The organism is Thalassospira sp. ER-Se-21-Dark, from assembly GCF_017922435.1.
Classification (GTDB): domain Bacteria; phylum Pseudomonadota; class Alphaproteobacteria; order Rhodospirillales; family Thalassospiraceae; genus Thalassospira.
The window spans coordinates 220,851-243,736 of sequence record NZ_VDEZ01000004.1; the positions used below are offsets into that span (position 1 = coordinate 220,851).

General features: G+C 55.8%; 20 protein-coding genes. 13 read left to right on the forward strand and 7 right to left on the reverse strand.

All coding sequences use genetic code 11. From position 1 onward, the window contains the following. Positions 1 to 14 precede the first annotated feature (14 nt). From adhP to FHI25_RS16360, 5 genes are all read right to left on the reverse strand, one after another. Positions 15 to 1,037, reverse strand: a complete 1,023-nt coding sequence (gene adhP / locus FHI25_RS16340; protein ID WP_210519574.1) for an alcohol dehydrogenase AdhP — start codon at positions 1,035 to 1,037, stop codon at positions 15 to 17. Positions 1,038 to 1,176: 139 nt separating this feature from the next. Beyond that, positions 1,177 to 2,004: a ferritin-like domain-containing protein gene (locus FHI25_RS16345; protein WP_210519576.1), complete on the reverse strand. Its 828-nt coding sequence runs from the start codon at positions 2,002 to 2,004 to the stop codon at positions 1,177 to 1,179. 137 nt (positions 2,005 to 2,141) lie between these two features. Continuing rightward, entirely contained in the window at positions 2,142 to 2,912 is a 771-nt protein-coding gene (locus tag FHI25_RS16350) for a response regulator (RefSeq protein ID WP_008890637.1), read from the reverse strand. A gap of 226 nt (positions 2,913 to 3,138) precedes the next feature. Further along, positions 3,139 to 3,603: a thioredoxin-dependent thiol peroxidase gene (bcp, locus tag FHI25_RS16355; RefSeq protein ID WP_210519578.1), complete on the reverse strand. Its 465-nt coding sequence runs from the start codon at positions 3,601 to 3,603 to the stop codon at positions 3,139 to 3,141. An 89-nt stretch (positions 3,604 to 3,692) separates the two neighbouring features. Next, positions 3,693 to 6,668: a bifunctional [glutamine synthetase] adenylyltransferase/[glutamine synthetase]-adenylyl-L-tyrosine phosphorylase gene (locus FHI25_RS16360; RefSeq protein WP_210519580.1), complete on the reverse strand. Its 2,976-nt coding sequence runs from the start codon at positions 6,666 to 6,668 to the stop codon at positions 3,693 to 3,695. A 264-nt stretch (positions 6,669 to 6,932) separates the two neighbouring features. On the opposite strand from FHI25_RS16360, the gene FHI25_RS16365 reads away from it, so the two are divergent. Next, positions 6,933 to 10,451, forward strand: coding sequence for an AsmA-like C-terminal domain-containing protein (locus FHI25_RS16365; protein WP_210519582.1), 3,519 nt, complete (start codon positions 6,933 to 6,935; stop codon positions 10,449 to 10,451). 73 nt (positions 10,452 to 10,524) lie between these two features. Here the strand turns inward: FHI25_RS16365 and tyrS are convergent, their stop codons facing one another. Then, positions 10,525 to 11,778: a tyrosine--tRNA ligase gene (gene tyrS / locus FHI25_RS16370; protein ID WP_210519584.1), complete on the reverse strand. Its 1,254-nt coding sequence runs from the start codon at positions 11,776 to 11,778 to the stop codon at positions 10,525 to 10,527. 187 nt (positions 11,779 to 11,965) lie between these two features. Between tyrS and FHI25_RS16375 the strand changes: the two genes are divergently transcribed. Then, a complete protein-coding gene (locus tag FHI25_RS16375; protein WP_210519586.1) occupies positions 11,966 to 13,081 on the forward strand; it encodes an anhydro-N-acetylmuramic acid kinase in 1,116 nt (371 codons plus the stop codon). Positions 13,082 to 13,121: 40 nt separating this feature from the next. On the opposite strand, the gene FHI25_RS16380 is transcribed toward FHI25_RS16375, so the two are convergent. Continuing rightward, positions 13,122 to 13,760 carry an alpha/beta hydrolase gene (locus tag FHI25_RS16380; protein ID WP_008890643.1) on the reverse strand — a complete coding sequence of 213 codons (639 nt, stop codon included), beginning with the start codon at positions 13,758 to 13,760 and terminating at the stop codon, positions 13,122 to 13,124. 245 nt (positions 13,761 to 14,005) lie between these two features. On the opposite strand from FHI25_RS16380, the gene cysE reads away from it, so the two are divergent. The 11 genes from cysE (at position 14,006) to tenA (ending at position 22,843) form a co-directional block, all read left to right on the forward strand. Continuing rightward, positions 14,006 to 14,725, forward strand: a complete 720-nt coding sequence (gene cysE, locus FHI25_RS16385; RefSeq protein WP_197147242.1) for a serine O-acetyltransferase — start codon at positions 14,006 to 14,008, stop codon at positions 14,723 to 14,725. 74 nt (positions 14,726 to 14,799) lie between these two features. Continuing rightward, the gene (locus FHI25_RS16390; protein ID WP_210519589.1) at positions 14,800 to 15,282 is read left to right on the forward strand and encodes an Rrf2 family transcriptional regulator; all 483 of its coding nucleotides are present in this window, start codon (positions 14,800 to 14,802) and stop codon (positions 15,280 to 15,282) included. A gap of 49 nt (positions 15,283 to 15,331) precedes the next feature. Next, a complete protein-coding gene (locus FHI25_RS16395; RefSeq protein WP_210519592.1) occupies positions 15,332 to 16,459 on the forward strand; it encodes a cysteine desulfurase family protein in 1,128 nt (375 codons plus the stop codon). A 27-nt stretch (positions 16,460 to 16,486) separates the two neighbouring features. Next, positions 16,487 to 17,710 (forward strand): IscS subfamily cysteine desulfurase, encoded by a 1,224-nt coding sequence (locus FHI25_RS16400; protein ID WP_063088290.1) that lies wholly within the window; start codon positions 16,487 to 16,489, stop codon positions 17,708 to 17,710. Positions 17,711 to 17,784: 74 nt separating this feature from the next. Next, positions 17,785 to 18,189: a Fe-S cluster assembly scaffold IscU gene (gene iscU / locus FHI25_RS16405; RefSeq protein WP_008890648.1), complete on the forward strand. Its 405-nt coding sequence runs from the start codon at positions 17,785 to 17,787 to the stop codon at positions 18,187 to 18,189. 44 nt (positions 18,190 to 18,233) lie between these two features. Then, positions 18,234 to 18,575, forward strand: coding sequence for an iron-sulfur cluster assembly accessory protein (locus FHI25_RS16410; protein ID WP_008890649.1), 342 nt, complete (start codon positions 18,234 to 18,236; stop codon positions 18,573 to 18,575). Between the two features lie 152 nt (positions 18,576 to 18,727). Continuing rightward, positions 18,728 to 19,348, forward strand: a complete 621-nt coding sequence (gene hscB, locus FHI25_RS16415; protein WP_008890650.1) for a Fe-S protein assembly co-chaperone HscB — start codon at positions 18,728 to 18,730, stop codon at positions 19,346 to 19,348. Positions 19,349 to 19,372: 24 nt separating this feature from the next. Then, positions 19,373 to 21,271: a Fe-S protein assembly chaperone HscA gene (gene hscA, locus FHI25_RS16420; RefSeq protein WP_210519594.1), complete on the forward strand. Its 1,899-nt coding sequence runs from the start codon at positions 19,373 to 19,375 to the stop codon at positions 21,269 to 21,271. A gap of 154 nt (positions 21,272 to 21,425) precedes the next feature. After that, entirely contained in the window at positions 21,426 to 21,761 is a 336-nt protein-coding gene (locus FHI25_RS16425) for a ferredoxin family 2Fe-2S iron-sulfur cluster binding protein (protein ID WP_008890652.1), read from the forward strand. A gap of 54 nt (positions 21,762 to 21,815) precedes the next feature. Then, complete coding sequence (iscX, locus tag FHI25_RS16430; protein ID WP_008890653.1) at positions 21,816 to 22,013, forward strand: Fe-S cluster assembly protein IscX; 198 nt, start codon at positions 21,816 to 21,818, stop codon at positions 22,011 to 22,013. Positions 22,014 to 22,138: 125 nt separating this feature from the next. After that, positions 22,139 to 22,843 (forward strand): thiaminase II, encoded by a 705-nt coding sequence (gene tenA / locus FHI25_RS16435; RefSeq protein ID WP_063088287.1) that lies wholly within the window; start codon positions 22,139 to 22,141, stop codon positions 22,841 to 22,843. Positions 22,844 to 22,886 lie beyond the last annotated feature (43 nt).

Consider the following 22,886-nt stretch of genomic DNA (forward strand, 5'->3'; position numbering starts at 1 on the left):
AGTGCCTTAGTCGATCAGATCGACATGACAATACGGCCATCGATCTTGCCATCGCGCATGCGATCAAAGATCGAGTTGATGTTTTCCATCGGCTCGGTCGTGAAGTGGGAATTCACCTTGCCGTCACCGGCGAAATCAAGGGCTTCCTGAAGATCAGCTCGGGTGCCGACGATTGATCCACGGATGGTCTTGCGTGACAGGACCGTATCGAAAATATCTAGCTCGAACGTTCCGGGCGGCAGGCCGCACAGTGCCATGGTGCCGCCACGGCCCAGCATGCCTACACCCTGTTTGAAGGCAGCCCGCGACACGGCGGTGACAAGCACGCCATTCGCACCGCCCATCTGTTTTTGCACTTCGGAAACAACGTCGGTTTCGGCCGCGTTCAGCGTCCAGTCCGCACCAAGGTCTTTGGCGAGTTGAAGTTTCTCGTCGGCAATGTCAACAGCGATAACTTTCATGCCCATCGCCTTGGCGTATTGAACCGCCATATGACCAAGTCCACCGACACCGGAAATCACCACGGTTTCGCCCGGTTTGCATTCGGTTTCCTTAAGCCCCTTATAGACCGTGACCCCGGCACAAAGCACCGGGGCTGCATTGCCAAAGTCAAGCGGATCGGGCAGGTGGCCAACATAATTCGGGTCGGCCAGAACATATTCGGCAAAGCCGCCATTCACCGAATAACCGGTATTAAGCTGCTCGCCGCAAAGCGTTTCCCAACCCGTAACGCAGTGATGGCAGTGCCCGCAGGCGGAATGCAGCCATGGCACACCAACACGGTCGCCTTCCTTGACGGATGTCACACCTTCGCCCACTTCGGCAACAATGCCGACACCCTCGTGGCCCGGAATAAAGGGCGGGTTCGGTTTGACCGGCCAGTCGCCTTCGGCCGCGTGAAGGTCGGTATGACAGACACCGGATGCTTCGATCTTGACCAGGATTTTTCCCGGCGTGACCTTGGGTACGGTGACTTCTTCAATCGACAGCGGCTTGCCAAACGCCCGAACGACGGCGGCTTTCATGGTGGAGGGCATGGTGACATCTCCTTGCTGATGATACGGAAAAGAACGTCTTTTCTTCAAATATCGCGAAGGGGAGTGTCGTTGATTTCAGTTTGCACCACCATGAGCTGTATCAATTTTTTGATGAATTCTTATCAGGCGCGCAAAAGCCTTATGCGCCATCACCGTCAATGTCAGGCAATTCAAGGACATAGTCCTGATAATAGTCCGGCGGCATGCCGGCTTCATAGCGCGCTTCGTCATTAAACGGTGGTTTGAGCGGCCCCCGGAAATGCTTGCGCAGTATATCATGCCACGTGGTGTAGTAGGGCAGGTCGCGCTGATCACAGACATATTCGTAATACTTCCGGCCCGCGGCGACATGTGCGATTTCATCATGGGCAATGATTTTAAGGATGCGGGCACTTTCCGTATCCCCATGCGCCAGAAGCCGTTCAATGGTCGGCGGCGTGGCATCAAGGCCGCGTGCCTCAAACACCATTGGCACGACCGCCAGACGCGGCAGAATGTCATAGGCCGTATCCATCGATGTCTGCCAAAGCCCGTCGTGGGCGGGAAGGTCACCATATGCCGCACCCAATTCACCAAGGCGCGTGTTGATCATTTTGAAATGGCGTGCTTCGTCATCGGCGACCTGAACCCAGGCATCATGAAAATCACGCGGCATGTCTGCCTCGGGAAAGCGCACACACAGATCCCATGCCAGGTCGATGGCGTTGAGTTCGATATGGGCCAGCGCATGCAAAAGCCCGATGCGGCCCTGCACACTGCCTTTCTTGCGCTTGGGCATCTTGTTGGGGGGCAGCAATTCCGGCTTTGCCGGGCGACCGGGACGATCGGGCAGGTCGGTTGATCCGACTTCGCTGATCTCGCCATTGCGCCACATCGCCGCCAGTTCGGCGGTGACATCGGCCTTTTGGGTGGCGTCTTCGGTCAGAAGGGCACGCTTGGCAGCATCAGCAAGGGTCAGTTTGGTCATGATCGTCCGGGTATGGGGTTTGGGTTCACGTGCGCTTTGTCTGCCACTTGGCGGCCATCGGGTCAATTGGCAAACAAAAAGGGCGGCCCGCCATCAAGGTTCGGACCGCCCTTTGAAATCGTTTGGCGCTTGCGCAATCAGGTGATGTTGAAGCGCGCCAGTGCCTCTGCCAGATCCTCGCCAAAGGCATTGCCCTTGCGGATGATCGCGGTCCGGCACGGCAGATCCTGAAGCGACGGATGGTTCGGTGCATCCGAGGTCAGAACTGCGGTCGGAATGCCGCGTGTTTTAGGCATCGCCTGCAGGGCATTGGCCAGATCAACACCGGTCAGTTCATCAATGGTCTTGGCGACAATGATGAAATCCGGGCGGGTGCGCACGGCAAGTTCGATCGCCTCGAACGATGTCTGGGTGACGGAGCTACGATAACCACAAGCGGCCAGTTCGCGTTCCAGAATGGTTGCCAGGGAGCGCTGCGGAATAACCAGCAAGGCTTCGACATTGGCCTGTTTCAGCCATGCCGGGTCAATATCAGGGGTCCGTTTCGACGGCAGTTCGCGTACGAATTCGGCGGTGTCGGTGCCGCCAGCCGTCATGTCACCATCAAGCAGGGACTGGATCTTGTCGACAAAGGCCTGGATATCTTCAATCGCGCCTTCGTTCAGTTCCTTGCAGGTCGTGACGTAATCGGCAAGACGATGGCTGGTCAGGTTGATCAGCGGCGCTGATACTGACTTGCCCTTGTATCGCAGATTGAATATTTCGCGCTGGATGGCGGTCAGATGGGCGGGATCTTTTTTGCCGCGTGCGTTTTGCAGATGAACGTCAATCGAATTGATGATGTCATGTGCTTCGTCGCGAAAATCCGCCAGCATTTGATCGTCGAGATCAACAACATTGTTATTCATTTGATTACCCGCTTTGCCGGCATGCCGGTGAGTTTTCATCGAACAGGTGAGAATTAGACCTCACCCATCACTCCCATATCCGAATTGTTAGCCCGACAAACAAGGGATGGCAACAAAATCAGCAAAACGCAATACGGCCAGCCGTCTGAAAGAAAACGATTTTACCGCCAAAAAAACAAAGGCCCGGCATCTTGTCGCCGGGCCTTGATACGAGAAAAATCTGAATTCAAAGGGCTTTGACAGCCTCAAGAACCTCGGCAACGTGGCCTTTGACCTTTACCTTGCGCCAGGCATTGCGAATGACGCCGCTGCCATCAATGACAAAGGTCGACCGCTCGATACCCATGAATTTTTTGCCATACATGCTTTTCTCTTTCCAGACACCGTAATCCTCGCAGGTGGTGCCGTTCTCGTCAGATGCGAGAATGAAGTTCAGGTCATGCTTGGCCTTGAATTTGTCGTGCCGGTCCGCACTGTCCTTGGAAATGCCGATGATCTTTGCATTCGCAGCGCTGAAATCAGGTTCGGCATCGCGGAATTCGCAGGACTCGGTCGTGCAACCCGGCGTCATGTCCTTGGGATAGAAATAGATCACCACCGGTTTGCCTGCCAGATCCGACAGTTTCACGCTGCCATTGCCATCGGTTGGCAGTTCGAAATCCGGGGCCTTGTCACCAACATCAACTGTCATGGTCTATCCTTTAATCTTTTGGGACCGCATAGCGGCATGTTGCAACCGTGAAAATACAAAGCCTTATAATGATGGCAAGGGGGCTTGGATCATTGCGGCGTATCTGTTGGTGCAATCTTTTCCGCCGGGGCTGCAACCACGCGATCATAGATCTCCTTGATACGGGTTGCTGTCATTTCCATTTTGTCCTGAAGGCTTGCGAAATCATCACATTTACCGGCATTTGCCAGCATTTTTTGCAAATCCTCGCTGGCTTTTTCAGGATCAAACGGGCCCTCGGTCGTCAGGCGCAACATCGCCTGCAAAGCTAGCCAGAACGATGCGGAATTGGCCAGAAACTCGGCCTCTTCGCCATCAAGGATACCCACCGTCGCCAGATTTTTGAAAACTTCGCGGGTTGTCGGTGACAGGACTTCCGGGTGGTCATGGGCATGGCGCAGTTGTAGATATTGCGCAATGAATTCCAGATCGACCAACCCGCCACGGCGCATCTTGATCGCCCATGGATGGTTGTCGCCTTTGCCGGCCTCCATCCGGTTGCGCATATCATAGACTTCGCGCACCAGTTTGTCCGGATCGCGTTGCTTGCACAGCACGTCATTAGTCGTGGCCAATACCTTGTCACACAGTGCCTTTGGGCCATAAACCGCGCGCAGGCGCGTCAGCGCCATGTGCTCCCACGTCCAGGCTTCGTTGTTTTGATAAGTCTCGAAACTTTTGAAATGCGTCGCAAGCGGCCCTTTGGATCCGCTGGGGCGCAGACGAAGGTCGGTTTCAAACAAAACCCCTTCAGCGGTCGGGGCAGACAGGGCGTTGATATAACGCTGGCTTAGCCGGATGAAATAGTGGCCCGGTGACAATGGTTTTTCGCCATCTGATTCTTCGGCATCTTCGGGCACCTCATAGATGAACACCATATCAAGGTCGGACCCGGGTGAAAGTTCCTGCCCGCCATGCTTGCCCAGCGCAAACACCGCAAGACCGCCATCGGCAAACGAACCATGTTTGGCGGCAAAATCGTCGGCGATCCGCGGGAACAGTGCGCGAATGGCAACATCGGCAACATCGGCCAATGCGCGGCCTGCTTCATGCGGGGTGTGACGGTTCTGGATGGTTTGCACATCAATCTGGAACTTCTGGTCATTGGCCCAGCGCCGCGCGGCATCAAGCCAGTCTTCGACCATGTCTTCTCGCGACAGACGGGCATCAAGTTCCGCCAGCATCGCATCCGCATCGGGCAGCTCTTCGTGGAAGCCCGACATCAAGACGTAATCAAGCACCGCGGCATTACGCCCGATATATTTTGCCATACGCGGTGCGGTGCCAGCAATCTGGGCCAGAAGTTCAAGCAATTGCGGATGGGCGGTAAACAGCGAAAATAACTGCACCCCGGCCGGCAGACCTTTGAGGAAGTCGTCAAAGGCACGAAAGGCCATGTCCGGATTGGTTGTTTTACCAAGTGCGGTCAAAAGGGTCGGCATCAGTTCGGTCAGGATTTCACGCGCCCGGCGTGATCGGGTTGCCCGGTAACGCCCATGATGCCAGCCCCGCACCGTGACAGAGACGTTTTCTGCATTCTCAAAGCCCATCTCGCGCAGATTGACCAAGGTTTCCGGATCGTCTTCGGTGCCCGTGAAGACAAGGTTGCCACTGGCACCGGCAAGGGTCGTGTCGTCTTCAAACAATTCAGCATAGTTGTTTTCGACATTCCGCAGATGAAGTAGCAAATCCGCCTTGAATGCATCAAGCGTTTCATAGCCAAGGAAGGTCGCCAGTGCCAATAAGCCCTGATCAGTATCGGGAAGGGTTTGGGTTTGCTGATCATTGATCATTTGCAGGCGGTGTTCGACCGTGCGCAGGAAATCATAGGCGGCCAGCATTTCATCGCGGACTTGCTCGGATACCTGACCGAACTTGGTCAGGGTGCGCAAGGTGTCGCAGGTTGCCTTGCCGCGCAGCGCAATCTCACGCCCGCCCCAAATCAGTTGTTGGGTCTGGGCAAAAAATTCGATCTCGCGGATGCCGCCACGGCCAAGCTTGATATTGTGACCGGGGATATTGATCTTGCTGCCGCCCTTGTGGGCATTGATCTGGCGCTTGATCGAATGAATGTCCTGAATGGCAATGAAATCAAGATGCTTGCGCCAGACAAAGGGTCGCAGGATTTCAAGGAATTCATTGCCCGAAACGCGGTCACCACCGACAATGCGGGCCTTGATCATGGCCGCACGTTCCCAGTTCTGGCCGACGGTCTCATAGTATGTTTCTGCCGCAATCATCGACAGGATCGGCGGGGTTGATGCCGGGTCCGGACGCAGGCGCAAATCAGTGCGGAAAACATATCCGTCGCCGGTGCGTTCTTCCATGATCCGGGTGATATCGCGCACCATCCGCACCAGATCCTGATGAATGCGATCAGGGTCGATATAGGTCACCACATCCTGATCATAGAGGAAGATCAGGTCGATATCGGATGAATAGTTCAGCTCCCCGGCACCGAGTTTCCCCATGCCAATGGCAAAGATCCCGGATCCCTCAAGCGGATTTTTCGGGTTGGGCAGGTCATATTTACGAAGCCGCGCCATGGCGGACAAACAATGCGCCATGGTGAAATCAAGGGTGTATTCGGCCGTTTTGCTGATTGCCGATGTGACCTGATCAAGTTTCCAGGCCTTGCAGATATCGGCAATCGCAATCACCAGTGCCGCTCGGCGTTTGGCGTGACGGACAGTCGCCATGGTGGTCGTCTGATCAAGGTCGCGTGCATTCGCACTGACTTTCACGGGCTCAAGCGCGTTGGCAAATGCCTGATCAAGGCCACTGTCAAACACGTCACAGACCGTATCGGGATCGCGCAGGCACAGATTGGTCAGATAGGGGCTGTTACCAAAAAGCGCTTCAAGAACCGCACGTTTTTGGGGATTGGACGCAATCTCGCCAATTTTGTCTGACAGGCTTTCAAACGCTGGTCGATCCGCCAATGTGTTCCAGCGTTCGAGCGCATTGGTGACACGGTCGGCGTCAAAGGCTTTGGGCAGGTCCTGTGAAATCCAGGAAAGAGACACTTTTTGCGTTCCTTGTATTGCGAAATGGTCACAAACCGCGCTATGCAAAGGATTGAGCCTGATTGCATAATCTCTGCAAGGAGTAGGACGTCCTGATCAACAGGATGACTTATATGTTTCTAGCTTTTCTGTGATCGGACAAAAAGGGGTATAGATCAATAACTGTCTGGTATTTTAGGATCCAATGATCCATCGACAACCATGCCAGACATGAGAAGTTATTGATATCGCTGCATATGACATCGGGAACACAAGGTAAAATGAGTGCGCCACGTTAAGACCTTTGCCGGATGGCTGGCGCTGACTTTATCAGCCATCGTCCTGTTTGTCGGCGTATTTGCAGCAGTCACGATCTGGCGGCTGTCCCAGGAACCTGTGTCCCTGCATCGTCTGACCCCGTATCTGGTTGATCATCTCAACAAATCGATGGGCAATAACCGGCTGGCAATCGGCGACGTCGTTCTGCGCTGGCGCGGCTGGGAAGAAAAGTTCGATGTCGGTTTGCGCGACGTCAGCATCTTTGGCCCCGATGATCAGGAAATGCTGCACGTCCCCGAAGCCGATGTCGTGTTTTCCAGCAAGGCGCTGTTTGAAGGCGTGCTTGCCCTGCGCGAGCTTAACCTGATCGGCCCGCGCATTCGCCTTGAACGGCGGGCCGATGGCACGATTGATGTCGGCTATGTTGCCGAAGAAACCGCCGCAGATATCGCGAACCAGTCGGAAAATACGCGCAGCGATGACGGTACGGCAACCGGACAAAGTTATGACAAGGGGCGCGGGGCCTCTGTTACGATTGATCTCCCCGATGCACCGGGCGTGAATGCCGATCAACTTGTGCCTGAATCTGAAAACGCTGCGGGTGAAGGTGAAACTGTCGAACGTTCCGGCAATACCGTCTTGCAGGATGTCTTTGCCATTCTTTCGGGCGAACGTACCGATATTCCGGCGGCGGCCTATTTCGAAAGTTTCGGGGTGGTGAATGCTGATCTTGAAGTGCGCGATGATAAAATCGGCATTGTCTGGGCAGCACCGCAGGCTGATATCCTGTTGTCTCGCAGGGCCTTCGGGATTGGCGCGGAAGCCTCGATGCAGGTCAGTGCCGGGGATATATCGACCCAGGTGCGCGTCACCGGCGATTACAGCATCGAAACCGATCAGGTCGATCTTGAAGCCGAAATTGGCGAGGTGCAGCTTGCCGATCTTGTCAGTATCTCGGATCTGTTTGAACAATTGCGCGATGCCTATGTCCCGGTTTCCGGAAAGCTGCGCGCAAGCTTTGATGCGAATGGCGAATTGCTTTCGGCGGCCACGGATCTGTCGGTTGGCAGTGGCGTGATCACCTTCCCCGACGAAATACGGGCGACCTATCGGGTTTCGGACGGACAAATTGTCACAAGCTATGTGCCCGGTCGGTTCAGCATTGATGATGTCGTCCTGAATGTTGGTGACGCATCCGCCAAACTTCAGGGCGTCGTGCTTGATCCGTTCGGGCAGTGGCAGGTCAATCTTGATGCGTCTGCCAAGAACGTCGCAACCAACGATCTGGATCGTCTCTGGCCCGAAGGGGTTGGCGTGGATGCGCGGACATGGGTCGTCACCAACCTGTCCGAGGGGATTGTTCATCAGGCAACCTTGCACACCGAACTGCGCCAGGACAATGCGGGCGAGGTCATTGTTGATGATCTTGGTGGCCAGATGACGATGTCGGGTGTGACCGTGCATTATCTTGGTGAAATGCCGGAAGTGCATAATTCTGCCGGTCGTGCCGAATTTGATGAAACCAGTTTCAGCATCTTTGTGAATACCGGCGAGGCTGATGGCATTCAGGTAACCGATGCCAGCATCATTTTCACCAAACTTGATGAACCGACCCCCTATGCCGATATCGAAATCGTCGCACAGGGCAGTGCGCGCAAGGCACTGGAACTGATCGAGGCAAAACCACTTGGCTTTGCCACACGGCTTGGCATCAACCCGGCCCAGATCAGCGGTGAACAGGCAACCCGTGTGCGCCTGCATTTCCCGCTGCTTCGTGATGTGACGTTTGACGATGTTGATGTCGCAGCGGCTTCACGTATTGAAAAGGCCGGGATCGTTGGTGCGTTTCGCGGCATGGATGTCACCGCGGGCAGCTTTGAATTACAGGTCAATACAAAGGGGCTTGAGCTTGGCGGCACGGCCACGATTGGTAACGGCAAAACCAACATCAACTGGGTCGAAACCTTTGCGCAAGAGGCAGAGGTCCGCAGCCGCTACAAACTGTCGGGCGATCTTGATCTTGCCGTATTGCCCGATATCGAACTTGATCCCGGCCCCTACCTGAAAGGGATGGCGAAGGGGGATCTTGATATCCGCGTCGGCTCTGATCAGGTTCGTTTGGTTGGTGACGTTGATTTGACCAATTCGGCGATTTCAGTTCCGCTTGAAAAAGTGGGATATCGCAAGGAGCCCGGCGCAAATGCTGCGGCGAAGTTTGATGTTGCCGTAATGTTTGATGGCGGTGGGGTGCTTGACAGTTTCTCACTGAGCGCACCAGCACTTGAGGCAACGGGACGTGGCAACTGGCGTGGTGACAACGCGATGGCGGATAAATGGTTTGTCGAGCTGCAAGACACCCGTTTTCGCGAAAATATCGATCTTGCCGGCACCATTCGCATGGAAGAAGGCGACCGATTGCTGGTCGATCTGCGGGGCGCGCAGTTCGATTTGCGTCCGTTCCTTGAAGATGACGCATCCGGTGAAGCGCCCGCGGTCGGCGAACCCGATGAACAGAGCTACCTTGTGACGCTTGAAGCTGGTGGTTTCCTGCTTAAGGGGGCTGAGCCATTGCTAAATGATGGCAAGATCACCTTGCGTCAGGAAACCGACAAGCGCGAGCTGGAAATCTCGGCGCGTCAATTGATCGCGACCCCTTGGATCGTTGGTGACGAAAAAACCAATGACGACGCAGGCAAAGCCGCGTCGGAAACAAATACCGGTGGCATTGGTGAACGTGCCGAGCGAACCGGCGGCACCACCGAAGTGTTCCTGAATATCGAACAGATGGTTATGGCCAACGGTGAACTTCTGGCCGATCTGCGTGGTTCGATCCATACGGTTGGGCAGGAATGGGACCGTCTTGTTCTGAACGGGGCATTTGGCGACCGGGCCAATGTGTTTGTGCAAGTCGTGCGCGAAGATTTCCAGACCCGCAAGGTCACAATGACCAGCGAGGATGCCGGACGTTTCCTGCGTGCGGTTGATATGTATGAAAATCTTCTGGGCGGACGCCTGACGATTGAAGGCACGGTTGATGAACGCGACATCGCCCAACCGTTCACCGGTCAGGTCACTGTCAATGAATTCCGCGTGGTCAATGCGCCGATTGCGGCCCGCGTGCTCAGTGCGGCGTCGCTGACCGGGCTTGGCGATGTGTTGCAAGGCAATGGCATCGCCTTTACCGAAATGAACGGCGACTTCACCTATGTTAATGATGTGCTGTCGCTGTCAAAGGTGGCGGCGAACGGCGCAGCCGTCGGGGTCACCGCCAACGGGTCGATTGATTTGGCCAAATCGGAAATCCGACTGGCGGGATCAATTGTGCCGATTTACGCACTGAATTCGGCGCTGGGTGCCATTCCGATCCTTGGTGATATTCTGGTCGGCGAAGAGGGCGGCGGCATATTTGCCCCGACCTACACGGTGGAAGGCGATCTGAACGACCCCAGCATTACGGTCAATCCGCTATCGACCTTTGTGCCCGGCGTGTTCCGCAACCTGATCACCGGTGCCGAGCCGGGCTAAGTCGGCAACAAGACACAAAAAAGCCCCGCACGATGATCGGCGGGACTTTTGTTTTTCTGCGGGTCTTCTTTGATCAGACCGGCTTGATCAGGACGTGGCGTTTCTTGCCGGCAGATACCTTGATTACGCCATCTGCATTTACCGCATCGGCGGTGATATTGGCGTTTTCATCGCTGACTTTTTCGTCATTGATCTTGGCCCCGCCACCCTTGATCAGACGACGTGCGTCACCGCCCGATTTGGCAAGGTCGGCACGGCGGAAAAGATCAAAGGCCGGAATACCGGCATCAAGATCGGCCTTGGCGATTTCCACGGTCGGAAGATCGTCTGCCAGAACACCTTCTTCAAAGGTCTTGCGCGCGGTTTCGGCCGCCGCAAGGGCTGCTTCTTCGCCGCGGCACAGTTTGACCGCCTCGAACGCTAGAACTTTCTTGGCTTCGTTGATCTGCGATCCTTCAAGCTTGGCGTATTCTTCGATCTGATCGAGCGACATCTCGGTAAACAGTCGCATGAACTTGATCACGTCGGCATCTTCGGTGTTCCGCCAGAACTGGTAGTAGTCATAAGACGACAGGCGTTCTTCGTTCAGCCAGACAGCCCCGGCCGCAGTCTTGCCCATCTTGGCACCCGATGCGGTGGTCATCAGCGGGGTCGTCAGGCCAAACAGCGACTTCTCATCAACGCGGCGACCAAGCTCAACACCATTGACGATGTTGCCCCACTGATCCGATCCGCCCATCTGAAGCGTGCAGCCATAGTTGCGGTTCAGTTCGACAAAGTCGTAGGCCTGCAGGATCATGTAGTTGAATTCAAGGAAGCTTAGCGACTGTTCACGTTCCAGACGCAGCTTGACCGAATCAAATGCCAGCATCCGGTTGACCGAGAAATGGCGACCGAAATCACGCAGGAATTCGATGTAGTTCAGCTTGTCTAGCCAGTCGGCATTGTTGACCATGACCGCATCGGTCGGGCCATCGCCAAACGTCAGGAATTGCTGAAACACCTTTTTGATGCCAGCCATGTTGGCTTCGATGATTTCATCGGTCAGAACCGGACGTGCATCATCGCGGCCGGTCGGATCCCCAACGCGGGTGGTGCCGCCGCCCATCAGGACGATCGGTTTGTGGCCGGTCTTCTGCAGCCAGCGCAACATCATGATCGACACAAGCGATCCGACATGCAGGCTGTCTGCAGTGCAATCATAACCCACATAGCACACCACCGTATTTTCCGATGCATAGGCATCAAGGCCTTCAAGATCAGTACATTGGTGGATGTAACCGCGGTCATTCATGACGCGGAGAAAATCAGACTTCAGTTCAGTCATGGTTTTTGCGCTATGTTGGTTGTGATAGAAAATTTGATCCGCCATTCGGTGCGGAGGCGATGATCTAGCACAGAAAACATCCGCTCGGCAACGCATCGGCGAACAGATCTGCCATACGGGTAACGAATTCGCGATAATTTCCTTTTAGGCTACTCAAAACCAACAGCGATTGCGCACGGAGCACGATATGAGACACGGCTGGATAACAGCAATCGGCATGATGAGTGGCACCTCCCTTGACGGGGTGGACGCAGCACTGATTGAAACCGATGGCATCGAAGTGCGCCGCACCGGGCAATCGGTTTTTGTGCCTTATGCGCCGGAATTGCGTGAACGCATGCGGGCCTGCTTTGGCAATCGTAGTGCGACCAACACCGAACATGTCGTTGCCGATGATCTGACACAGGTGCATGTTGATGCTGTTAACATGCTGATGGATAAATCCGGTATGTCGGCCGCCGACATTGGTGTGATCGGCTTTCATGGGCAGACCGTGTTTCATGAACCGGCATCGGGGCTTACGCGCCAGATCGGAACACCGCATATGCTGGCGGAAAAAACCGGCATCCCGGTGGTGGCCGATTTCCGGTTGGCCGATGTCGCCGCCGGCGGGGAGGGCGCACCACTGGCACCTGTCTATCACGCCGCCCTGATCAAAAGTGCCGGTGTTGAGCTGCCCGTGGCAGTTCTGAATATCGGCGGGGTTTCCAACGTTACCTATATCGACGGGGATGACGGCTTACTGGCCTTTGATTGCGGGCCGGGCAATGCGCGGATTGATGACTGGATGCTGCGCCATACCGGCAATCCGGTTGATCTGAATGGCGCAACGGCGGCCTCGGGCACCGGTGACCCGATGGTCGAGGTCAAATTCCTTGAAGACCCATATTTTGACCGCATCCCGCCCAAATCACTGGACCGCGAAGATATGGCGGCACGGATCGACGGGTTGGTGGTTGAGGCCAAGCTTAATGTATCCGACGGGGCGGCAACGCTTGCCAATTGCACGGTGGCGGCCATCGTTGCTGGGGTGAACCATCTACCGGCTGCGCCAAAAGGCTGGTTTGTCTGCGGTGGCGGGCGTCATAACGATTATATCATGGAAACACTCGCTGCCCGTCTTGGGGTGTCGGTGCAATCTGTCGACGTGCTTGATTGGGATGGTGATGCGGTGGAGGCCGAATGTTTCGGATTCCTGGCTGTGCGCCATTTGCGCGACTTGCCGCTCAGCTTTCCGGGAACCACGGGCGTGGCTGAGCCCTGTTGTGGGGGCAAGCTTTATCCAACAAAAAAGGCCGCCTGATCAGGCGGCCTTTTATTTGTGTGGTCAGGCTGCGGGCGGTTTAGGCGCCGCGCTTGTCCAGATAGGCAATCGAGTGTTTGATCACTTCGTCTTGCTGTTTGGCAAAATAGTGATCGGCACCGTCAATCGCGCACATGTCAACTTCAATGCCTTTCTGGGCATTGAGCTTGTCGGCAAGCTTGTTGACCGAGGCGACCGGAATGTTGGTGTCCTGCGTGCCATGGATCAGAATGCCGGATGACGGGCAGGGGGCAAGGAAGGTGAAGTCATGTTCACTTGCCGGGGCTGCAACCGAAATAAATCCGTCAATTTCCGGACGGCGCATCAAAAGCTGCATGCCGATCCAGGAACCGAATGAATAACCGGCAACCCAGGTTGCACGTGCATTGGCGTTATAGGTCTGCATCCAGTCAAGCGCGGATGCCGCATCAGACAGTTCGCCGATCCCCTGATCGAATACGCCTTGCGAGCGGCCGACGCCACGGAAGTTGAACCGCATGACGGAATAGCCACGATCCTTGAACATGTTGAACATGTTAAAGCACAACTTGTTATTCATTGTGCCACCCTGTTGCGGGTTCGGATGGAGGATAAGTGCGATGGGCGAATCGTCAGCGCCGTTATGGTGGTAGCGACCTTCAAGGCGACCTTCGGGGCCGTTAAAAATGACCTCAGGCATGGATCAGACTGCTCCTGTCCACGAATGGAAAGATGTGTGTAACAAAAATATCCGAGTGTTTTTGTAAGTTTTTTCGTGTTTGCGCATAAATTGCTTTGGGCAAATACTTGACCAAGTTACTCGGTTATCCTATATTCCGGCTAACCCGATGGTGCCTGTCGAACCCGACAATTGCTTATGTGCAAGGACGGGGCTGGGCGTGGCTGCCGGGAATCGAAGGTACTAATTACACAGTGGACCGCCCCATGTTCAAGCTAATTCGTCAGGAAATTGACGCGATGATCGCCCGTGACCCTGCGGCGCGATCCCGTTGGGAAGTCGTGATCAGCTATCCGGCGTTTCATGCGATCATGGGCTATCGCGGGACACACTGGCTGTGGCAGCGCGGTTTTCGCCTGACGGCACGCTTCCTGTCGCAGATTTTGCGCTGGTTGACCGGGATCGAAATTCACCCGGGTGCGACGATTGGCAAGCGCTTCTTTATTGACCATGGCATGGGTGTCGTGATCGGCGAAACCGCCGAGATCGGCGATGATGTCACACTGTATCAAGGCGTTACCCTTGGCGGGACATCGCCAAGTGTGAATAGCGACGGCCAGCGCGGCCTGAAACGTCACCCGACCCTTGAGGACGGCGTGATTGTCGGGTCCGGCGCGCAAATCCTTGGACCATTTACCGTGCGCAAGAATGCACGTGTTGGCGGCAATGCCGTGGTCCTGGGCGAAGTGCCCGAGGGTGCGACTGTTGTTGGTATCCCGGCCAAGATCGTCCGCCGTGAACAGGATGACCGGTTCTGTGCTTATGGTACGCCGCTTGGCGATCTGCCCGATCCGGTTGCCCGTGCGCTCGAAGAACTTGGCCGGGAGGTCGAAACTTTGCGCAACAAGGTGGTCGCCCTTGAGGGTGAAAAGGCCGCATCTGATGCCGCACCGGAAAAGCCGCGTATCGTCGCATCATCGGAATAGAACACGCGCCACCGCGCGACATGAATGAAAAGCCCGCTCGGGGTTAGCCCCAAAGCAAGGCAGGAGGACGCACCGTGAAGCTGAGTACCAAAGGCCGCTATGCCGTTATGGCGATGGTCGATCTCGCTGAAAGCAGCAAGGACCGACCGGTCGCGCTTGCAGATATTGCGGACCGCCAGGAAATTTCGCTTTCTTATCTTGAACAGCTGTTTGGCAAATTGCGCAAGGGCGGTCTGGTCCGTTCGGTGCGCGGCCCGGGTGGCGGATATTTGCTTGCACGCAGTGCCACTGAAACCCGCGTTGCCGATGTCATTCTGGCGGTTGATGAACCAATCCGTGCAACCCGTTGCAAGTCCGGTTCGCCCAAGGGCTGCAAGACCAACAAGGGCCGTTGTCTGACCCATGAATTGTGGGAAGAACTCGGTAACCAGATTTATCTTTATCTGGCCTCTGTCAGTCTTGCCGACGTGGTGGATCGCAACGTGGCGGGGACGCTTCGGACGTTCCCGGGTAAAACGACCCAGATCGAAGAGCCGTCACAGGTTGCGGCACAGTAGTTGGTCCTCTATATCGAGGGCAGATGCGAATAAGGATGATTTTAAACTGATGACCGACCAAGTTTATCTCGACTACAACGCCAGCGCGCCGCTTTGCGAAGAAGCAAAGCAGGCCATGATCGCTGCGATGGATGTTGCAGGTAATCCGTCTTCGGTTCATGCCAGTGGCCGTGCGGCCCGCAAGATCGTTGATCATGCCAGACGCACCATTGCCGATCTGCTGGGTGGTGATTCAGAACGGATCATCTTCACCAGCGGCGGTACCGAGGCCAACAATCTGGCGCTGAACGGGTTGGAAGATGTCACCGTATTTACCAGTGCGGTCGAACATCCTTCGGTCATCGAAGCAAGACCGGACGCCAAACGCATCCCGGTGGATGAAAATGGCGTGATTGACCTGAATGCTCTTGAAGCGATGCTGAAAGACGCATCTGACGCCGGGCAAAAGGTTCTGGTTTCGGTCATGCTGGCCAATAATGAAACCGGCGTCATTCAGCCGGTTGCCAAGGTTGGTCTGCTGGCGCGTGAATATGGTGCCAAGGTCCATTGCGATGCTGTTCAGGCGCTGGGCCGGTCGCCGGTCGATATGGGTCGTTTGCTGGTCGATATGGTGTCGATCTCGGCCCACAAGATCGGCGGTCCAAAAGGAATTGGCGCGCTGGCGATTGCGCCGGGCGTGATGCTGGTCCCCCAGATCCGGGGCGGCGGGCAGGAAAAATACCGCCGTGGTGGCACGGAAAACGTTGTCGGGATTGCAGGCTTTGATGCCGCAGCCAAACGTGCCGAGGCCAACATGGCAAGGATGGCGGATATCGCGCAGATGCGTGATCGCCTGGAGACGGAATTGGCATCAGAGGCGCCTGAGCTTCTGATCGCCGGCAAGGGAACGGAGCGACTGAGCAATACAAGTTGCCTGATCCTGCCAGGAATGCCCGGGGAAACCCAGGTCATGGCAATGGATCTGGCAGGTGTTGCCATCAGTTCGGGATCAGCCTGTTCATCAGGCAAGGTACGTGAAAGCCACGTGCTGCGGGAAATGGGTGTTACCGAGCCCGGATCGGCCATTCGGGTCAGTCTGGGACTGGATAGCACCAACGAAGACATTGATACATTTATCCGCGTTTGGAGCCGGATGAGGGGTAATGCAGCGCGCAAGAAAGCGCGTCACGCTGCCTGAGAAAGAGTGAGTGAGGAAGCCTTTAAAATGAACGAGCTTAAAGCAAAGCCGATCTATCTGGACTATCAGGCGACGACGCCGACCGACCCGCGGGTTGTCGAGGCAATGCTGCCGTACTTCACCGAGAAATTCGGTAACCCGCATTCGCGCAACCACAGCTTTGGCTGGGAAGCCGAGGACGCGGTTGAAGTTGCACGCGGTCAGGTTGCCAAGATCATTGGTGCGTCGGCCAAGGAAATCATCTTTACCTCGGGTGCGACGGAGTCAAACAACCTCGCCCTCAAAGGCGTGATGAAGTTCTATGGCAAGAAAAAGCCGCATCTGATCACGGTTGTCACCGAGCACAAATGCGTGCTCGACAGTGCCCGCCACCTTGAGCAGGAAGGTTACAAAGTGACCTATCTTGGCGTTAAGGAAAACGGCCTGATCGACCTTGAAGAACTCAAGGCTGCCATCACCGATGAAACCGCACTCGTGTCCGTCATGGGTGTGAACAACGAAATCGGTGTCATCCAGCCGCTTAAGGAAATCGGTGAAATCTGCCGCGAACGCAAAGTCTTCTTCCATACCGACTGTGCGCAGGCGGTAGGCAAGATCGACCTTGATGTTGATGACATGAAGATCGACCTGATGTCGATTTCCGGTCACAAGATCTATGGCCCGAAAGGCATCGGTGCGCTGTATGTTCGCCGTCGTCCGCGTGTTCGTGTGATTGCACAGATCACCGGTGGTGGTCAGGAACGCGGTATGCGTTCCGGTACGCTTCCGACCCCGCTGATCGTTGGTCTTGGCAAGGCGTGTGACATTCTTAGCAACGAAATGGCTGAAGAAAACGCCCGCATCGAAAAGCTGCGTGACTACACGCTTCAGCGTTTCCGTGACCGTCTCGAAGACATCTATGTCAATGGTGACGAACACGTCCGTGTCAGTGGCAACCTGAACATTTCGTTTGCCTATGTCGAAGGTGAAAGCCTTCTGATGGACATCAAGAACATTGCCGTGTCGTCGGGCTCTGCCTGCACCTCGGCGTCGCTGGAACCGTCTTACGTTCTGCGTGCTCTTGGTGTTGACGAAGAATTGGCCCATACATCCCTTCGTATTGGCATTGGTCGCTACACCACCAAGGAAGAGCTTGATGAAGCCGTTGATGCCATCTGCACCGCAGTTGAGCGTCTGCGCGAAATGAGCCCGCTTTGGGAAATGGCGCAGGAAGGCATCGACATCAAGTCGATCGAATGGGCTGAACACTAAGCACGGCTGAAAACGAACGTTTGACGTAATCAATCTCGTGAGAGAGACACAAGACTTTTAGGAGGACTCCTATCATGGCTTATAGTGAAAAGCTGATCGACCATTACGAAAACCCGCGCAATGTCGGCTCCATGGACAAAAACGAAACCTCTGTCGGGACCGGCCTTGTCGGCGCACCGGCATGTGGTGACGTCATGAAGCTGCAGATCAAGGTGACCCCGGAAGGGATCATTGAAGATGCGAAGTTCAAGACCTTTGGCTGTGGTTCGGCGATTGCTTCAAGCTCGCTGATCACCGAATGGGTCAAGGGCAAGTCGCTTGACGAAGCGGGTTCGATCAAAAACTCGCAGATTGCCGAGGAACTTGCACTTCCGCCGGTCAAGATCCACTGCTCGATCCTGGCTGAAGACGCGATCAAAGCCGCAATCAGCGACTACAAAACCAAAAACGGCGCAGCGGAAGTGGACGCTGCTGAATAAGCAGCGCCCACTCCCCATCGTTTTCGGAATCTTGGGAGAATAAAATGGCTCTACCGTCACCAATTTCTGTCACACCGGTCGCACTTGATCACATCAAGGCGCTGCTTGATAGCCGCGGGAAACCTTCGCACGGCATTCGGCTTGGTGTGCGCAGCAAAGGGTGCTCGGGCCTGTCCTACACGCTGGAATATGCCGATGGTGCCGATGGCTTCGAAGAAGTCGTCGAACTTGACGACGGCGTGAGAATCCTGATCGACCCCAAAGCCATCATGTTCGTGCTTGGCACAGAGATGGATTACGAGGTCAACACGATGGAGGAAGGCTTTGTTTTCCGGAACCCCAACGAGAAAGGTCGTTGTGGTTGCGGGGAATCCTTCCACGTTTGATCAGGCCGGGCTTTCCCTGCTTTCTGAATGGTTATGGCCCTGGCGAGATCGCCGGGGCCATCGCCTGAAAAGGGTGACGTGACCAAGCTATGGTCACGCATCGCCTTTTGAACTGATTTGTTTTTGTCTTTTAATCCTCGGAAGTGCATCGCGTGAGCAATACCGAACAACCTGCGCACAAGGTTTGCTGGTCCTGCAAGGGGCCGGTCGCCGCAAGCGCACTGTTTTGCGAAACCTGCAACGCCATTCAGGCCCCGGGCCAGCTGGATCATTTTACCCGCTTTGGTCTGGAGCGTTCCTTTGACGTTGATGTCGATGCGATGGAAGCGACTTACCTCAAGCAGCAACAAAAGCTCCATCCCGACCGGTTCGCGTCCAAGTCCGGCCGCGAACAGGCCCTGTCATCGCAACAGGCCGCCAGCCTGAATGAAGCTTTCGAGACGCTGAAAAATCCGGTCGCACGGGCACATTATATGCTGCGTCAGGCCGGGCACGAGCCCGAAGGCGGCGAAGGCCATACCGTCAATGATCCGGAACTTCTGATGGAAGCGATGGAAATGCGTGAAGCCCTTGACGATGCCAAGGATAAAATCACCATCGATGCCATCATCAAGGACACCCGCAAACAGGCGCGTGCCTGTGAAAACGATCTGGGTGCCGCCTTTGACAGCCAATCCTTTGACGCGGCCAAGAAACTGGCCACCCGTTTAAGATATCTGATGAAAATGACCGAGGAAGCGCGCGCGAAGAAATCGCGCCTTGCCGCTGCCTGATCATAGAAAAAACTGGACGTAAGAATGGCTCTGCTAAAAATCCACGAACCGGGCGAAACACCCCTCCCGCATGAGGACGAACGCCAGATCGCTGTCGGGATCGATCTTGGAACCACCAACTCGGTGGTTGCAATCTCGAACTCGGAAAAGCCGGAAGTTCTGCGCGATAAATCCGGTGGCAATGCGATTGTGCCCTCTGTCGTCTATTACGGCGATGACACGCCGGTTGTCGGCGAAGCCGCCCGTGATCAGATCAACTCGGACGCCAGCCGGGTGGTGTCGTCGGTTAAACGTCTGATGGGCCGTGGTCTGGAAGACGTCAAATCGGTTGCCGGCACGCTGCCTTATCACGTCGAAGTCCCGGAAAAATCCGACGCCGAAAACGGCGAACCGATGATGGTGCGGCTTAATGTCGGTAGTCGGGTCCTGACCCCGGTGGAGGTTTCGGCAGATATCCTGCGCGCACTGCGCGCCCGTGCCGAAGAAAGCCTTGATAAACCGGTCGAAAAGGCCGTGATCACGGTGCCGGCCTATTTCGATGACGGGGCGCGCACCGCGACCAAGGATGCCGCCAAGCTGGCCGGTCTGGAAGTCCTGCGTCTGGTCAATGAACCGACTGCTGCCGCCTTGGCCTATGGCCTTGATAACGGGGCAGAGGGGCTTTATGCCGTCTATGACCTTGGCGGCGGGACCTTTGATATCTCGCTTCTGAAAATGCAAAAGGGCGTCTTCCAGGTGAAGGCGACCGGTGGGGATGCTGCCCTTGGCGGCGATGATTTCGATCATGCTATTGCCGAACATCTTCTGGCGGAACGCAAGGATGGTGGTGCGACCGATGATCTTGATGCATCAGATGCCAAACGCCTGCTAAAGGCCGCCCGGACGGTCAAGGAAAGCCTGACCGATCAGGACAGTGTCGAAGTCACCGTTGCACTCAATGGCACGGAAACCAAACACACCGTAACGCGCGATCAGTTTGATGCGATGATCGCCAAGCTGGTTGCCCGCACGGCCGCCATCACCGAACAGGTCCTTGATGACGCCGATGTCCTGCCCGAAGACGTCAAGGGTGTCGTGCTGGTCGGTGGATCTACCCGTGTGCCAGCCGTGCGCAAGGCGGTGGCCGATCTGTTCGAACAGGAACCGCTGTCGGACATCGACCCGGACGAGGTTGTCGCCCTTGGTGCGGCGCTTCAGGCAGAGGCTTTGACAGGTGGCTCGGACAACCTTCTTCTGGATGTGACGCCGCTGTCGCTGGGGCTCGAGACCATGGGCGGGATTGTTGAAAAGGTGATTGACCGCAACACGCCGATCCCGGTGACCAAGGCACAGGAATTCACAACCTATCAGGATGGCCAGTCGGCCATGATGATCCATGTGGTGCAGGGCGAACGTGAAATGGTCGATCAGTGTCGCTCGCTCGCGCGCTTTGCCCTGACCGGAATTCCGTCAATGGCGGCCGGCGCTGCACGCATCCGTGTACAGTTCAATGTCGATGCTGACGGCCTTCTGACCGTCTCGGCCCGCGAAGAAACCACGGGTACTGAACAGGAAGTCGCGGTCAAGCCGACCTATGGCATCAATGAGTCTGATATGGCGACCATGTTGCGCGATAGCATGGTCCATGCCCGCGAAGACATGGAAATGCGTGTCCTGACCGAGGCCCGCGTCGAAGCACGTCGCAACATCCTGGCGGTCAATGCCGCGATGGAGGCTGACCGTGCGCTTCTGACCAAGGAAGACGAGGCCAACATCAAACAGGCCATTGCCAATCTTGAAACGGCCGCCGCAGGCGATAACCGCGATGCGATCAATGACGCCGCCGAGGCGCTTGAAAATGCATCCCGCCCGTTTGCCGAGGCCCGTATGGATAGCCGGATCCGCCAGGCACTTGCCGGGCAAAATGTCGATGAAGTTCACTAGGAAGTGAATTAATCGACACCGGCGGAATTGACAAACCGGCGAACTGCGGCGATTGTCCCCGACAACCGCCAAGGTCAGGCCGGATAAGCGACCCGTATCGCGGGGCGCATAAACAGAGATCGAACGAAAAGTATTACCGAGGAGAAAGGCACAAATGCCTAAGATCGTTTTTGTCGAGCCGGATGGCACCGAAAAGGAATTCGAAGTCGCCGACGGCCTGTCTGTTCTGGAAGCTGCCCACAAGAACGGCATTGACCTTGAAGGTGCTTGCGAAGGTTCGCTGGCATGTTCGACCTGCCACGTCATTCTTGAAGATGACTGGTTTGACAAGCTTGATGAACCGTCCGAAGACGAAGAAGACATGCTTGACCTTGCCTTTGGCCTGACCGAGACCTCGCGTCTTGGCTGCCAGATCATCATGAGCGACGAGCTCGACGGTCTGCGTGTCAAACTTCCGTCCGCGACCCGCAACATGATGGTCGACAAGTAAGTTTCACCTTCTGCTGACCGGGCGCATTGCCGCCCGGTGTCAAAGGAGACGGATATGCGTTGGACAGACATTCAGGACATCGCGATCGAGCTTGAGGAAGCCCATCCGGACAAGGATAACCTCAACCTTCGCTTTACCGACCTGCATAAATGGGTCACCGAGCTTGAAGGTTTTGAAGACGATCCTTCGAAGTCGAACGAGAAGATTCTCGAAGCCATCCAGATGGCCTGGATCGACGAGCGCGACGACTGATTTCGATGAGTGTGATGTGCGCCAAACGGCCTGCACCCTGATCACGAAAATGCGGACCAGCCTGCAACATGCGGGCTGGTCCGTTCTTGTTTGAGCCACCATGAATAAACAGGGAAGGGACCAGCATGAGCAAACCCGCCACCTTCACCGACATCATTCCCGTCGACAGTCTGTTTGGCAAATTGCGCACCTGCGCACCCGAAGCCTGGCAAAGCTATGTCTGCCATGACTTCGTCAAACAGCTTGGCAACGGCACACTGCCCGAGGCCGCGTTCAAGCATTACCTCATTCAGGACTACCTGTTCCTGATCCAGTTTGCGCGCGCCTATGCGCTGGCGGCCTATAAGGCCGAAGACCTGCATGCCATGCGCCAGTTTTCCGGCACAGTGCATGCCATCCTCGATATGGAAATGAGCCTGCATCTGGACTTCTGCAAAGGCTGGGGCTTGTCCGAGGCCGATATCGTCGCAGAGGCCGAGGCACGGGCGTGCATCACCTATACCCGCTATGTGCTTGATCGGGGGCATCAGGGGGACGTGGTGGACCTGCAGGTGGCCCTGATGCCCTGTATGGTGGGCTATGCCGAAATCGCAAACCGCCTGATGGCAAGTTCTGATACTGTGCTTGACGGCAATCCGTACCGGGCATGGATTGAAATGTATGCGTCCGACGAATTCCAAGACGTGGCAAAGGCCGAGATCGAGTTGCTTGAACACACAGTTGCCACGCGCGGCGGGCATCGCCGCCTCGAAGGGCTGGTGGAAACCTTTACCATGGCAAGCCGCCTTGAAGCCGATTTTTGGCAGATGGGACTTGATCTGGCAAAATAGGCCAAGATCGCCTATATAAGCCCGAATAAACCGTCACGGGTGG

Excerpts from the sequence above, each read along its gene's own strand:
- adhP (WP_210519574.1), bottom strand. The coding sequence starts at position 1,037 with ATGCCCTCCACCATGAAAGCCGCCGTCGTTCGGGCGTTTGGCAAGCCG.
- FHI25_RS16345 (WP_210519576.1), bottom strand. The coding sequence starts at position 2,004 with ATGACCAAACTGACCCTTGCTGATGCTGCCAAGCGTGCCCTTCTGACC.
- FHI25_RS16350 (WP_008890637.1), bottom strand. The coding sequence starts at position 2,912 with ATGAATAACAATGTTGTTGATCTCGACGATCAAATGCTGGCGGATTTT.
- bcp (WP_210519578.1), bottom strand. The coding sequence starts at position 3,603 with ATGACAGTTGATGTTGGTGACAAGGCCCCGGATTTCGAACTGCCAACC.
- tyrS (WP_210519584.1), bottom strand. The coding sequence starts at position 11,778 with ATGACTGAACTGAAGTCTGATTTTCTCCGCGTCATGAATGACCGCGGT.
- FHI25_RS16375 (WP_210519586.1), top strand. The coding sequence starts at position 11,966 with ATGAGACACGGCTGGATAACAGCAATCGGCATGATGAGTGGCACCTCC.
- FHI25_RS16380 (WP_008890643.1), bottom strand. The coding sequence starts at position 13,760 with ATGCCTGAGGTCATTTTTAACGGCCCCGAAGGTCGCCTTGAAGGTCGC.
- cysE (WP_197147242.1), top strand. The coding sequence starts at position 14,006 with ATGTTCAAGCTAATTCGTCAGGAAATTGACGCGATGATCGCCCGTGAC.
- FHI25_RS16395 (WP_210519592.1), top strand. The coding sequence starts at position 15,332 with ATGACCGACCAAGTTTATCTCGACTACAACGCCAGCGCGCCGCTTTGC.
- FHI25_RS16400 (WP_063088290.1), top strand. The coding sequence starts at position 16,487 with ATGAACGAGCTTAAAGCAAAGCCGATCTATCTGGACTATCAGGCGACG.
- iscU (WP_008890648.1), top strand. The coding sequence starts at position 17,785 with ATGGCTTATAGTGAAAAGCTGATCGACCATTACGAAAACCCGCGCAAT.
- FHI25_RS16410 (WP_008890649.1), top strand. The coding sequence starts at position 18,234 with ATGGCTCTACCGTCACCAATTTCTGTCACACCGGTCGCACTTGATCAC.
- hscA (WP_210519594.1), top strand. The coding sequence starts at position 19,373 with ATGGCTCTGCTAAAAATCCACGAACCGGGCGAAACACCCCTCCCGCAT.
- FHI25_RS16425 (WP_008890652.1), top strand. The coding sequence starts at position 21,426 with ATGCCTAAGATCGTTTTTGTCGAGCCGGATGGCACCGAAAAGGAATTC.
- iscX (WP_008890653.1), top strand. The coding sequence starts at position 21,816 with ATGCGTTGGACAGACATTCAGGACATCGCGATCGAGCTTGAGGAAGCC.
- tenA (WP_063088287.1), top strand. The coding sequence starts at position 22,139 with ATGAGCAAACCCGCCACCTTCACCGACATCATTCCCGTCGACAGTCTG.